The sequence below is a fragment of the Kitasatospora sp. NPDC051914 genome (assembly GCF_040680995.1).
In the GTDB taxonomy this organism is placed as follows: Bacteria; Actinomycetota; Actinomycetes; order Streptomycetales; family Streptomycetaceae; genus Kitasatospora.
Map to the genome: position 1 here is coordinate 174,787 of NZ_JBFAXX010000003.1, position 12,999 is coordinate 187,785.

The 12,999-nt window shown below is 72.9% G+C and carries 13 protein-coding genes; all 13 read right to left on the bottom strand.

Annotation, left to right across the window (positions count from 1 at the left end; all coding sequences use genetic code 11):
• Nucleotides 1–3: 3 nt before the first annotated feature.
• Nucleotides 4–1,197 (bottom strand): SRPBCC family protein, encoded by a 1,194-nt coding sequence (locus AB0M03_RS04055; protein ID WP_363488135.1) that lies wholly within the window; start codon nt 1,195–1,197, stop codon nt 4–6.
• Nucleotides 1,198–1,202: 5 nt separating this feature from the next.
• Nucleotides 1,203–1,952, bottom strand: coding sequence for a histone protein (locus AB0M03_RS04060; protein WP_363488137.1), 750 nt, complete (start codon nt 1,950–1,952; stop codon nt 1,203–1,205).
• Between the two features lie 219 nt (nt 1,953–2,171).
• Complete coding sequence (locus AB0M03_RS04065) at nt 2,172–3,128, bottom strand: TIGR03557 family F420-dependent LLM class oxidoreductase (protein ID WP_363488139.1); 957 nt, start codon at nt 3,126–3,128, stop codon at nt 2,172–2,174.
• Nucleotides 3,129–3,266: 138 nt separating this feature from the next.
• Nucleotides 3,267–5,027 (bottom strand): glycoside hydrolase family 15 protein, encoded by a 1,761-nt coding sequence (locus AB0M03_RS04070; RefSeq protein WP_363488141.1) that lies wholly within the window; start codon nt 5,025–5,027, stop codon nt 3,267–3,269.
• A gap of 50 nt (nt 5,028–5,077) precedes the next feature.
• A complete protein-coding gene (locus AB0M03_RS04075; RefSeq protein ID WP_363488143.1) occupies nt 5,078–6,181 on the bottom strand; it encodes an enolase C-terminal domain-like protein in 1,104 nt (367 codons plus the stop codon).
• Nucleotides 6,178–7,908: a GMC family oxidoreductase gene (locus AB0M03_RS04080; RefSeq protein ID WP_363488145.1), complete on the bottom strand. Its 1,731-nt coding sequence runs from the start codon at nt 7,906–7,908 to the stop codon at nt 6,178–6,180. The genes AB0M03_RS04075 and AB0M03_RS04080 overlap by 4 nt, the downstream gene beginning before the upstream one ends.
• A complete protein-coding gene (locus tag AB0M03_RS04085) occupies nt 7,905–8,573 on the bottom strand; it encodes a gluconate 2-dehydrogenase subunit 3 family protein (protein WP_363488147.1) in 669 nt (222 codons plus the stop codon). The genes AB0M03_RS04080 and AB0M03_RS04085 overlap by 4 nt, the downstream gene beginning before the upstream one ends.
• A 3-nt stretch (nt 8,574–8,576) precedes the next feature.
• The gene (locus AB0M03_RS04090) at nt 8,577–9,029 is read right to left on the bottom strand and encodes a hypothetical protein (protein WP_363488149.1); all 453 of its coding nucleotides are present in this window, start codon (nt 9,027–9,029) and stop codon (nt 8,577–8,579) included.
• Between the two features lie 5 nt (nt 9,030–9,034).
• Nucleotides 9,035–10,822 carry a thiamine pyrophosphate-requiring protein gene (locus tag AB0M03_RS04095; protein WP_363488151.1) on the bottom strand — a complete coding sequence of 596 codons (1,788 nt, stop codon included), beginning with the start codon at nt 10,820–10,822 and terminating at the stop codon, nt 9,035–9,037.
• A gap of 140 nt (nt 10,823–10,962) precedes the next feature.
• On the bottom strand, nt 10,963–11,214 hold the full coding sequence (locus AB0M03_RS04100; RefSeq protein ID WP_363488153.1) for a gas vesicle protein GvpG: 252 nt from the start codon (nt 11,212–11,214) through the stop codon (nt 10,963–10,965).
• Between the two features lie 12 nt (nt 11,215–11,226).
• Nucleotides 11,227–11,937, bottom strand: coding sequence for a GvpL/GvpF family gas vesicle protein (locus tag AB0M03_RS04105; protein ID WP_363488155.1), 711 nt, complete (start codon nt 11,935–11,937; stop codon nt 11,227–11,229).
• Nucleotides 11,938–11,942: 5 nt separating this feature from the next.
• Nucleotides 11,943–12,386, bottom strand: coding sequence for a gas vesicle structural protein GvpA (locus tag AB0M03_RS04110; protein ID WP_363488157.1), 444 nt, complete (start codon nt 12,384–12,386; stop codon nt 11,943–11,945).
• 89 nt (nt 12,387–12,475) lie between these two features.
• Entirely contained in the window at nt 12,476–12,874 is a 399-nt protein-coding gene (locus AB0M03_RS04115; protein ID WP_363488159.1) for a gas vesicle protein, read from the bottom strand.
• Nucleotides 12,875–12,999 lie beyond the last annotated feature (125 nt).

Below are 12,999 nucleotides of genomic sequence, written 5' to 3' on the forward strand. Positions count from 1 at the left end.
CCGTCACCTGCTTCCGGCGGGTACCCTGCGGCGGGAGCGGGGAGCGGGCTCCTCGTCCTCCTCGGGTTCCTCGTCCTCGTACTCGTCCTCGTCGTACGGCTCCTCCTCGTCGTACGGCTCCTCTTCGTCGGACGGCTCCTCCTCGGACTCGTCACGGGGCTCGTCCTCGTACGGTTCCTCGTCCTCGCCGTCCTCGTACTCGTCCTCGGGCTCGCCGTCGCCGGACTCTTCGTCGCCCCTCGGTTCCTCCTCGTCCCGGGGTTCCTCGTCCTCGTACTCGTCGTCCTCCTCGTACCGGTCCTCGTCCGGCTCTTCGTCCGGTTCTTCGTCCGGCTCCTCGTCCGTGCGGCCCTCGGCTTCCTCCTCCTCGGCGACGGCGTCCTCGTGGGACTTCACCACCTTGCTGTCGCGGATCTCGCCGCGCCAGCCCTCCACCGAGTCCGGGTCGAGGATGGTCTGCGTCATGACGTGCCGGCGGAAGTGCTTGAGCTCCAGCCGGACGCGGCGGCCCTGGGCGCGCCAGATGTTGCCGGTGCGCTCGAACAGCCCCTGCGGGTGGTACTCCAGCACCATGAGGATCTTGGTGAGGTTGGGCGCGAGTTCGTGGAAGGTGACGGTGCCGTCGACGTGGCCCTTGTTGCCCTTGGAGCGCCAGACGATCGTCTCGTCGGGGACCTGTTCGACGATGGTGGACTCCCAGGTGCGGTGCGAGAGGAAGATGCCCGCCTTCCAGGAGATCTTCTGCTCCGACTCCTGGTTGGCCGACTCCAGCCGCTTGGTGAACTTCGGGAAGTCCTGGAACTGCGTCCACTGGTTGTAGGCGACGCGCACCGGCACGCCGACCTCGATGTCCTCGACGATGTTGGTGAGCTTGAGCTTCTTGCCGCCGCCCTTCTTTCCCTTTCCGCCGCCGGTGAACTTGTTGGCGACGAACTGCTTCACTCCGGAAGCACCGGCCGCCATCACCATCTTCATCGGCGACACGCCGCCCCCGTCGGACTTGGCGGCAGGGCCGTGCTCGACGTAGTCGAGCAGCTTGTCGGTGACGCCGCCGACCTTCTCGGCGGCCGCGGTCATGGCGCGTTCCCCCAGTGCGGAGGCGAGGTCGAGCGCCTGTTCCTTCAGCCGGTCGGTCGGGAGCTGGTCGAGCAGGGCGCCGACGCCCCCGGTGTCGCGGTCCGTGGAAGTGCGGGCCATCGCGATCACGCTCGCTTCCGTGCCGTGGTGCTGCGCGCCGTCTTGCGCGCCGTGCCGGTGGCCTTCTTGGCCGTCTTCGAGGCGGCCGCGGTCTTGGACGCGGCCGTCTTCGACGCGGTGCTCTTCGCCCCGGCGGCCTTCTTCGCCGTGCCGCTCGCCCGTGAGGAGGCCGGCTTGGCTGCGCTGCGGGCCGCGGACGCGGTCTTCTTGGCGGCCGGCCGGGTCGCCGACCTGGCCGTGGAGGCGGTCTTCCGCGCGGTGCCGCGTGCGGTCCGGCCGCCCTTGGCAGCGGTGGACGATGCGCGCCCGGCGGTCTTGCGGGCGGTGCGCTTCGGCTCCTCTTCCGGCTCTTCCTCAGGCTCCTCTTCCGGCTCTTCCTCGTGCTCGTCCTCCGGCTCCTCCTCGTACGTGTCCTCGAGGTCCTCGTCGTCACCCTCGTCCTCGGCACGACCGGAGGAGGCCGAACGCAGGGACTCGGTGCGGCGCTGGAGCGAGTCGGTCAGCGCGTTGACGCGGTTCCCGGCCGCCGCGACGGCGGCCTTGCGACCGGCGTCGGCCAGTTCGCCGCGCACGTTCCCGGCCAACTGCCGGAGCTGCGGCGAGGACTCGAGCAGGTTGCCGAGGAGGGCCGCCGGATCGGCGGTCAGGCGTTTGCCCGCAATCATCCCGGCGAGGGTCATCGCCCATCGGGCCTTGCGCGTGCGCCCGAGAAGGTAGCCCGCACCGACGGCTGCGGCAAGCTTGGCATTCTTCATGGTCTGTCCTACGGGATGGTGTGTCCTACGGGAGGGAAGTCCCCGTCGTCGGTCCGTCGGGCATCGAGGATCCGTCCAACGAAGACTCTGCCCCGCCTACCCGGCTACCTTCATCACAAACGGTGAGGAATTCGGCACCGAGAAAACGGCAAAAAAGACATACCGCGCGTGAATATCACGTTTGGTTACGGTCAGGTGCGGTCGACCGGGCAGGCCCGGTCAGCCCTGCAGGACCGGCAGGACGAGTTCGCGGTAGGCGTCGAAGAACATCGCCTGGTCGGGCCCGATCTGACCGACGTACACCTCGTCGAACCCGGCCCGGGCATAGGCACGGACCGTGTCGATGTGCTCCTGCGCGTCGTCGCCGCAGGTCACCGACTCCTCCACCATTTCCGGGGTGACCAGTTCCGCGGCCTGCTCGAAATGCGCGGGCGTGGGCAGGATCTGGGCGAGTTCACCGGGCAGCAGCTCGCTCGGCCACAGGCGGTGGACGGTGTCGACCGCCTTGTCGCGGTTGCTGCTCCAGCACACCTTCACCCCGCCGACCACCGGCTTGCCCGCGCCGCCGGCCTCCCGGAACGCGCCGACCAGGTCGGCGTCCGGGGTCATGGTGACGAACCCGTCGCCGATCCGGCCCGCCAGCTCCGCCGCGTTCGGCCCGAACCCCGAGACGTGGACGGGCAGCGGCCCGTCCGGCGCGGTGTACAGACGCGCGTTGTCGACCGTGTAGTGGCGGCCGCGGTGGCTGATCTGGCGGCCGGTGAACAGCTCCCGCATCACCGCCACCGCCTCCTCCAGCATGGCGGCCCGGTCGTCGAACGACGGCCACGGGTCGCCGTGGATGTGCTCGTTCAGCGCCTCGCCGGTGCCGACGCCGAGCGTGAACCGCCCGCTGAGCAGCACGCTGGAGGTCGCCGCGGCCTGCGCGGTGACCGCCGGGTGCAGCCGCACCGTGGGGCAGGTCACCAGCGTGGTCACCGGCAGGTCCACCGCCTGCGACAGGGCGCCGATCACCGACCACACGAACGGGCTGTTGCCCTGCGCGTCGTTCCACGGGTGGAAGTGGTCGGAGATCGCCAGCCGCGTGAAGCCAGCCTGCTGCGCCCGCTTCGCCTGGTCGAGCAGTTCGGCGGGGGTGAACTCCTCGCACGACAGGAAGTAGCCGTACTCGGTCATGGCGTACCGGTCCTCTCTGTGTCTCCCCCTCTGCCTGCGCCCGGGCCTCCCCTGTGCGGCGGCTACCCCGGCTGGCACCGCGGACACCACACCCGGAGCCACAGCCGCGCGGCCCGCGCCGCCCCGCCCGTCGCCCCGTCAGACCGCCCCGGCGAGGCGGACGGAGGTCTCGAGCAGCAGCGCGTGGACGAACGCCTGCGGCAGGTTCCCGCGCAGCTGGCGCTGGGCGACGTCGAACTCCTCGGCGTAGAGCCCGGCGGGCCCGCAGGCGGCCCGGTTGCGTTCGAACCAGCGGACGGCCTCGACGGTGTTGCCCTGCTGGTGCTCGGCCAGCGCCATGGCGAAGCCGCACAGCAGGAAGGCGCCCTCGGCGTCCTGCAGCGGGCGCTCGTCGTGGCGGAAGCGGTACACGTAGTGGTCCTGGACGAGGTCGGCCCGTACGGCGCGCAGGGTGGCCGCGGTCCGCGGGTCACCGGCCGGCAGGGCGCCGCGCACGGCGGGCAGCAGCAGTGCGGCGTCCACCCCGGGGTCGGCCGGGGCGCGCTGCCAGCGGCCGGCGGGGTGCAGGCTGTCGGCCGCGGTGTCGGCGACGATCCGGTCCGCGAGCGCCTCCCAGCGCCCGGCGCGGCCGCTGTCGGCGGCGGGGGCCTCTGCCGCCACGGCACGCAGCCCGGCCGCGCAGATCAGCCGGCTGTGGGCCCAGTGGTCGTCGTGGAGTTCCCAGATGCCCGCGTCGGGGTCGTGGCGGCGGGCGGCAATGGCGTCCGCCGCCACGAGGGCGGCCTGCCGGCCGTCGGGGCCGAGCCGGTCGTGGCGGGCCGCGGCCGCGAACAGCAGCAGGCACTCCCCGAGGGCGTCCAGCTGGAACTGCCGGTTGACGTGGTTGCCGACGACGTCGAAGCCGCCCGGGTAGCCGGGCAGGTCGAGGGTGCGCAGGTCGGGCACGGCCGCCCCGGCCACCGTGTAGGCGGGGGCGAGGGCCGGGCCGTCGGCCAGCAGGCGGGCGGTGACGAACCGCACCGAGTCGTCCAGGAGCGGGTGCACGCCCGCGAGGGCCGCGGCCTGGCCGATGAAGCACTGGTCGCGGATCCACACGTAGCGGTAGTCGTAGTTGCGGCCCTGCTCGGCCCGCTCCGGAAGGCTGGTGGTGGCGGCCGCGACCGTGCCGCCGCCGGACGCCGTCAGGCCCCGCAGCACGGCGACGGCGTGCCGGGCGTCCCGGCTGCCGAGGACGTGCGGCAGGCCGGGCACGCAGGCGGCCCAGGAGTCCTCGGTGGCGCGCCACAGCCGGTCGGCGGGCTCGGGAGCGGGCAGCGGCCGGTCGGAGACCTCCAGGACGAGGTCGTGGTGCGCGCCGGGCTCCAGCCGTACGGCGGTGCGGAGCGCCGCCTGCCCCGGCCCGTCCGCCCGCGCGTCGGGTGCCCCCGTCCAGCGCAGGTGCAGGTCTCCGGTCCGTCCCGTCCAGCGGCCCGACCCGTCGCGGTGGACGTCGCGCAGCGGCTGTGCGCCGAAGCCCGCTGCCGGGTGCAGCCGTACGTCCACCCGTGCCTCGCCGTCGACGGCCATGATCCGGCGCAGCAGCACGGCGCGGTGCGGGTCGCCGGGGTGGGCGAGGGCCTCGCGGCATTCGACGATGCCGTCGGTGGTGGTCCAGCGGCTGCGCCAGATCAGGCTGCCGCTCTCGTAGTAGCCGCCCCAGACGAAGGGTTCGGCGGGTGTGACGGTGTAGTGGCCGGTTCCGCCGATCAGGGCGGCGAAGAGCGCGTCGCCGTCCCATCCGGGTGCGCACATCCACACGATGTCGCCGTGCGGGCCGACGAGTGCGCCGCGCTCGCCGTCGGCGAGCAGGGCGTAGTCGCGCAGCGCGTGCGGGGCGGGGGCGTCGCCGGACGGTGCCACCGGTGCCTCCCTTCTGCGGCGGGCCTGCTGCGGTGCGGGGCCGGCGCGGGTCAGGCGGTGCGGAAGCGTTCGGCCTCCTGCGGGTCGAGGGACAGGCCGAGGCCGGGTGCGCCGCTGCTGCCGGGGCGGATGCTGCCGCCGTGGGGGTCGAGGGTGCCGTGGAAGAGCAGGTCCTCGATGCGGACGTGGTCGTGGAACCACTCGAGGTGGCGCAGGTTGGGGATCGCCGCGGCCGCGTGGGCGTGGACGTGCGGGGCGCAGTGTCCGGAGAGCCGGAGTCCGTGGGCCTCGGCGAGGGCTGCGGCGCGCAGCCACACGGTGATGCCGCCGCAGCGGGTGGCGTCGGCCTGCAGGCAGTCCACCACGGGGGCCATGCGGGCGAAGTAGGGCAGGTCGTAGCCGTACTCGCCGGCGGCGACGTCGGCGGTGACGGCGTCGCGGACGAGGGCGAGCCCGGAGAGGTCGTCGGAGGAGACGGGTTCCTCGAACCAGCTCACGCCGAGGCCGGCCAGGGTCCGGCCGATGCGGACGGCCTGTTTACGGGTGTAGGCGCCGTTGGCGTCGACGTAGAGCTCGGCGTCGTCGCCGATCACGGTGCGGGCGTGTTCGGTGCGCCGCAGGTCGCGCTGCTCCTCGCTGCCCCGCCCCTCGCCAATTTTGATCTTGAAGCGGGGGATCTCCTGTTCCGCCCAGTCGGTGAGGCTGTCGGCGAGGCGGCGGTCCGTCCAGGTGGTGAAGCCGCCGCTGCCGTAGACCGGCACCTCGCTGCGGGCGGTGCCGAGCAGGCGTACCAGCGGGAGGCCGAGCAGGCGCGCCTTGAGGTCCCACAGGGCGATGTCCACGGCGGAGAGCGCGCCCGCGACCAGGCCGGGGCGGCCGGCGTTGCGGACGGCTCGGGCCATGGCCTCGTTGGCGGCGGGGACGTCGAGGGCGGGCAGGCCGGTGACCGTCCCGGCGAGCATCCCGGTGACCACCTGCGCCGTGGCCGGGGCGCCGTACGTCCAGCCGAGCCCGGTGGTGTCCCCGGAGCGTGCCTGCACCAGGACCATGGTGGTGCTGTCCCAGGCGAGGGTGCCGTCGGCCTCGGGGCCGTCGGTGGGCACGGTGAAGGTCCGGACGTCGATGCCGTCGACGCGGGCGTCCGTTCCGGTCATGGCAGGCTCCGCTCGTACGGGCTGCGCAGGCCGCTGCGGGCCCCGTCGGCGAGGCGCCGGGCGGCGCGGTCGACCACGGCCATGATGGTCAGCGCCGGGTTGGCCGAGCCCTGGGTGGGGAGCACGCTGCCGTCGGTGATCAGCAGGTTGGGGACGGCGAAGGTGCGCAGATCGGCGTCGACGACGCCCTGTTCGGGGCCGGCCGCCATGCGGCAGCCGCCGACGAGGTGGGCGTATCGCTCGATGGTGATGACCTCGGTGGCACCGGCGGCGCGCAGAATCCGCTCCATGGTGGCGCGGGCGGCCCTGATGACGGCGCGGTCGTTGTCGCACTGGCTGTAGGAGAAGTCGGCGACCGGCAGGCCGTGGCGGTCCTTCTCGTCGGAGAGGGTGACGCGGTTGCCGGGCTGCGGGAGGAGTTCGCAGAGGGCGCCGAGGGTGGCCCAGTGGATGTAGTCCTGCATGTAGCGGCGCAGGTCGTGTCCCCAGTGGCCCTGGGCGGCGACGTGTTCGGCCCAGGTGATCGGCAGCGGCGAGACGGTCTGGATCGCGTAGCCGCGCTTGAAGCCGTTGGTCGGGTCGGTCTCGTAGAAGTCCTCGCTGGTGACCTCGGGCGGGGGAGCCTTGTAGGCGCGGATCTCCTCCTCGAAGCGGCCGGCGGTCTGCGGTGCGCCCTGGACCATGAGGTAGCGGCCCACCTGGTCGTGGTCGTTGCACAGGCCGTCGGGGAAGCGGCGGTTGGCGGAGTTCAGCAGCAGCCGGGGCGTCTCGACGGAGTAGCCGGCGACCGCCACGGTGCGGGCGCGCTGCAGGTGTTCGCGGCCGTTGCGCAGGTAGCGCACGCCGATGGCGCGGCGGCCTTCGGCGTCGGTCTCGACGGCGACGGCCATGGCCTGGGTGCGGATCTCGGCGCCGTGCGCGAGCGCGTCGGGGACGTGCGTGATCAGGGTGGAGGCCTTGGCGTTGACCTTGCAGCCCTGCAGGCAGAAGCCGCGGTAGATGCAGTGCGGGCGGTTGCCGAAGCGGCCGTTGGTGATGGCGACGGGCCCCACCCGGGCCCGTATCCCGAGGGCGGCGGCGCCGCGCAGCAGGATCTCGCCGTTGCCGCCGACCGGGTGCGGGGCGTACGGGTAGGGGTGCGGGTCGCCCCACGGCCAGTACTGGCCGGCCACCGGGAGCTCCTGCTCGATCCGCTCGTACGACGGCCGCAGGTCCTCGTACCGGATCGGCCAGTCGGCGCCGACGCCGTCGTCGGTGAAGGTGCTGAAGTCGGAGGGGTGGAAGCGGGGGACGAAGCCCGCGAAGTGCACGGTGGAGCCGCCGACGCCGCGCCCGGAGTTGTTGGAGCCCATGGGGACGGGGTCGGTGCCGGAGATCACCCGCGGTTCGGTCCAGTACAGGTGGTGGGAGCCGGCCTCGTCGCTGACCCAGTGCGTGTCCGGGTCCCAGAACGGCCCGGCCTCCAGGCAGACCACGGACCAGCCGGCGTGCGCCATCCGCTGGGTGAGGGTGGCGCCGCCCGCGCCGCAGCCGACCACCACCAGGTCGACCTCGTCGGTGTCGTCGAAGCGCCGCATGCCCTCCACCAGCCGGTGGTCGAAGCGCGCACCGTCCTCGGGCAGCAGCCAGGCGGAGGCGTTGCGCTCGCGGATCGCGCGCTGCGGGGACGCGGTGAGGCACAGTGTGCCGGCGGCCTCGCGGAGCCGGCTGCGTACGGGGCCGCTCATCCGGTTCCCTTCCGGTCGGCGGGGTCTGCGGTGGGGTCGGCGTCCGCCTCCTCGAAGGGTTCGCGCAGGCCGATGCCGAGCCGGGCGTAGCCACGGGGGTAGGCGGGCCCGGGGAAGCCGATCTCGTTCCAGGCGTACGGGCGGGCGTAGAAGGCGGTGCAGGCGTAGCGCGTCCACAGGCTCCACACGTGTGCGGCGGGCAGGCCGTGCCAGGGTTTGCCGTGCAGGTCCTGTACGGCCCGGACGAGGCGCTTCTGCCGGTCGCAGGTGAGGTCGGCGAAGGAGTCGGCCTCGTACTCGTCGGCCGCGTCCCGGTCCAGGGCGGCGAGGGTGGCGCGCCAGGCGTCGCCGTCCTCGGGCATGTCGTGGTAGCGCCAGCCGTCGGTCTGCGCCTCGGCGAGGCGGGCGTCGACCATCTGCAGCACGGGGACCTTCGGCTCGCCGGGCGGGCCGTCCTGGGCGAGGAGCCGGTCGAGCAGGGCGCCGGCGGTGGCCTCCTCGGCCGGGGTGAAGAACCGCAGGTCGGGTTGGCGGGCGAGGCGGCCGACGACGGTGGCGGCGGTGGCCGGGTCCCAGGCGTCGACCTGGTCGAGGGCGTCGAAGTTCGGGAAGCGGGCGCCGGTCTCCCCGGAGGGGACGCGCCGCCCGGTCGGGAGTCGCCGCACGGCTCACCTCTCCCGGCGCAGCACGGCGGCGAGCAGGCCCATGCCGCCGACCATGGTGACCAGCAGCGGGGCGAACAGCGGCGGTCCGGTCTCGATGTTGAAGCGGGCCATCGACCAGCCGCCCGGTTTGCGGGCGATCCCGCGGACGTGCAGCCAGGTGCCCTGCAGTCCGTTGGCGACGACGGCCGCGGACACCACCGGCAGCACCGTCCGGGCGGCGCGTTCGCTGCTGAACCCGGCGACGCCGGCGGCGGCCCCGAGCGGGCCGAGGACGACGGGCCACCACATCATCCGGTTCCCGAAGCCGGCCCGGTCGTGTTCCAGGTAGATCTCCGCCGCGGCGACCAGCGCGCCGGCGGCCGTCAGCAGCGACAGCGACCGCTCGAACCGCCCGTGCCGCACATCGACGAGCAGCCGCCCGGCGGCCTCCGCGGGGCCCGTACGGGGACGTTGCACCGCCCTCACCTCTTCCCCCGGCCGGGCAGGAATTCCTGGATCTTGGCCTTCACGCCCTGGCGCACCACCGATGCGCGGTCGCTGTCGCCGTGCAACACGGCGGAGGCGGCGGCCTTGACCTGGTCCCAGTCGGCGTGCGGCGGGATCGGCGGCACGGCCGGGTCGGTGCGGAAGTCGATGACGAACGGCCGGTCGGCGGCGAGTGCCTGACGCCAGACCGGTTCCACGTCCTCCGGCTTCTCCACCCGCACGCCGTGCAGGCCCATCAGGACGGCGATGTCGGCGTACCGCAGGTCGGGCAGGCTCTGCGAGGCCTCGAACTGCGGGACGCCCTCCATCGCGCGCATCTCCCAGGTGACCTGGTTGAGGTCGTGGTTGTTGAGGACGGCCACGACCAGCCGCGGGTCGGACCACTCCTGGTAGTACTTGGCCGCGGTGATCAGCTCGGCGAGGCCGTTCATCTGCATGGCGCCGTCGCCGACGATCGCGATGGCCGGCCGGTCGGGGTGGGCGAACTTCGCGCCGATCGCGTACGGCACGCCCGGGCCCATGGTGGCCAGGGTGCCCGAGAGGGAGCCGCGCATGGTGCCGCGCATCCGCAGGTGCCGGGCGTACCAGTTCGCGGCGGAGCCGGAGTCGGCGGCGATGATCGCGTCCTCGGGCAGCAGGGCGTCCAGGGCGTGCACCACGTGTTCCGGGTTGAGCGGGTCCGCGGCCACCTCGGCGCGGCGCTCCATGACCTCCCACCAGCGGGCCGTGTTCTCCTCGACCGTCTTGCGCCAGGTGCGGTCCTCCTTGCGCTCCAGCAGCGGGGCCAGGCGGCGCAGCGTCTCGGCGGCGTCGCCGACGAGGTTGGCCTCGAAGGGGTAGCGCAGCCCCACCATGGACGGGTCCAGGTCGATCTGGACGGCCCGGGCCTGGTCGAACTCGGGCAGGAACTGCGTGTACGGGAAGCTGGAGCCCACCACCAGGAGGGTGTCGCAGTCCCGCATCAGCTCGTACGAGGGGCGGGTGCCCAGCAGGCCGATCGAGCCCGTGACGTAGGCCAGGGTGTCCGGCAGGACGTCCTTGCCCAGCAGTGCCTTCGCCACTCCGGCGCCGAGCAGGTCTGCGACCGCCTCGACCTGGGGCCGGGCGTGCCGGGCGCCCTGCCCGACCAGCACGGCGACCTTCTCGCCGGAGTTGAGGATCTCCGCCGCCCGGGCGAGGTCCTCCTCGGCGGGGATCGGGGCGTAGCGGCCGACCCCGAGGCTGGAGGGGACCTGCTTGAAGGCGTGGGCCGGCGGCTCGTACTCCAGCTCCTGCACGTCGGCGGGGACGATCACGGCGGTGACGGTGCGTCGGGTCGCGGCCACCCGCACGGCCCGGTCCAGGACGTTCGGCAGCTGCTCGGGGACGGTGACCATCTCGCAGAACTCCGAGGCCACGTCCTTGTAGAGGCTGAGCAGGTCGACCTCCTGCTGGTAGGAGCCGCCCATGGCGCTGCGGTCGGTCTGGCCCACGATCGCGACCACCGGGACGTGGTCGAGCTTGGCGTCGTACAGGCCGTTCAGCAGGTGGATGGCGCCGGGGCCGGACGTCGCCGCGCAGACGCCGGTCCGCCCGGAGAACTTGGCGTAGCCGACGGCCTGGAAGGCGGCCATCTCCTCGTGGCGGGCCTGGACGAACCGCGGCCTGTCCTCCGCCCTCCCCCAGGCGGCGAGCAGCCCGTTGATGCCGTCGCCCGGGTAGGCGAAGACGTGTTCGACATCCCACTCCCTGAGGCGCTGCAGTATCTGGTCGGAGACCTTCATCGGCCGACTCCTCCTGTCCCACCGGTCCGTCGGGGGCGGCGCAGCCCGTGTCCGGGGCGGCCGCCCATGGAGGGCGCGTAACCGCTGACGCGGCGGGAAAACCCCCGGATCAAAGGAGCCTTCGGGCGGGTGCCCTCGGCTCAGCGGCCTCGCGACGCCCAGTAGCGGCGGATCTCGTCGAGCCGGTCCAGCAGTTCCTCCTCGTGCTGTTCGAAGGTCGCTTCGTCGATGCGTCCGGCGACGAGGTCCCGTTCCAGGGCCTTGAGTGCTTCCTCGACCGGCGCCGGGTCGTAGAACTTCTGCTCGGCGGCCTCCGCGACCCGTTCCGCCACCCACACCACCCCGCGGACGGGGGCCAGCGGCAGGGTCAGCAGTCCGGTGATGAGACCCATGGCGCACCCCTCTCAGACGAAGCTGTAGGGCGGGAGCGGTCCGTGCACCCGGAAGGTGTAGTCCTCGCCCCAGCGCCGGGCCAGCTCCGACGCCGCACTGCGGAAGTCGTCCTGGCGGGTCTTCTCGACCAGGAACGAGCCGCTGACGAAGTCGTCCCCGGCGGGCTCGTTCTCGTGGACCTCGCGCGCCAGGGGGCGCAGCGCCTCGATGGCCGCGGCCGCGGCGGACCGGTTGCGGGCCTCGATCTCACCGGCCAGCAGTTCGCCCAGCCGGATCTTCGGCGCGGGGTCGCTGCTCCGTTTCGATTCCTCGTTGAGGCGTCGGGCCTCGGCGGAATCCCGCAGGATCTGCCGCAGCAGGGCCTCCTCCTCGCAGGCGGCCTTGACGAGGTACTCGGCGCAGCCGTCGAGCGCGGCCAGCCGCTCCCGGTAGGAGTCGACCTGTTCCCGGAGGACGCCGAGGACCTCCTGCTCGTCGGAGGCGACGGCGCCGAAACGCAGCGGGAGGACGGCCCCCTCGTCCATCAGCTGTTCCAGCACGGCTTGATGGGCCATCAGGTCGCGTCGACGTGCCCGGAGCCCTTCCGGTGCTTCGCTGACGACGGCCTTGAGGCCCGATTCGGCGAGAACGCGCAGTTCCTCGGGAGGAGAACCGACACCGGTCATCTCCTGCAGCTGCGCCGGGTGGGTGTCGGCGGTGATGGCGTACACGTAGACGGCCACGGCTCTCACTCGTCCTTCGACCGGGTGGACCGCCGGGCGGGGCGCCGCCTCTCCCGCGACTCGGGCTCGGGCTCGTCGCGGTCCTCGAGGTGTTCGCGGATGCTGTCCGTCACCGCTTCGACCGCCCCGGTGATCGCCCCCTTGCTCTTGCCACGGGATCCGCCTTCGGTCATCTCGCCGACCAGCTCCGGGAGCTTGGTGGGGGCCTTGCGCCCCGACTCCAGATCCAGCCGGTTGCAGGCCTCGGCGAATCGCAGGTAGGTGTCGACGCTGGCCACCACCACGCGGGCGTCGATCTTCAGAATCTCGATTCCGACCAGCGACACCCGGACGAACACGTCGATGACCAGTCCACGATCCAGGATCAGCTCGACGACGTCGTACAGCGTGCCGGTGCTCGCACCTCCTGCCACGGCACTGGTTCCACCGCTCTGCGGCACCACGGTCATGGCAACTCCTTTCCACAGGCGCGCCGCACGTCGCGGCGGCTCCGCCCCGCCTGCGCCGACCCCGTCCGGTGCATCTGCTGCACCCGGTGCTAGGTACGGCGCCGGTCGACCTCGGCCCGCGTGTAGCGGCGCGTCCTCTCGTACCCGATCAGCTCCCCCTCGGTGTCGAGCAGCACCTGGTAGCTCGCCATCACGCTGCTCGTCTCCGGAATGCGTTCGAGTTCCACCACCTCCACTTCGGCCTGCCAGCCCTCGTCGGTGCGCCGGATCCCGGAGACCGACTCCGGCGTCCGGCCGAGGAGCTCCGCCAGCTGCGCCGCCGCCGTCCGCATCGCGCGGGCGGCCGACACCGGCCGACGGTCCGAGGATGTTGCACGGGCAGCCCGGTCGCTGTCGGCCCCGCGCGCGGAATCACCGCTGCGCGCAGAATCACCGCTGCGGGTCGGCCGTTGCGGCCGGCGTCCGGTGTCCCGGGCTTCGGGGGGCATACGCGTGTCCCTCCTCTGCGAGCAATTAGGCCGCTCATACCCGGATCGACCGCTTCAAACAGGAGCCGGTGGTTGCCGACCGGTCGGCGGAACGGGGTTTGCCGGGCGGATGTGCGGTCACCCGC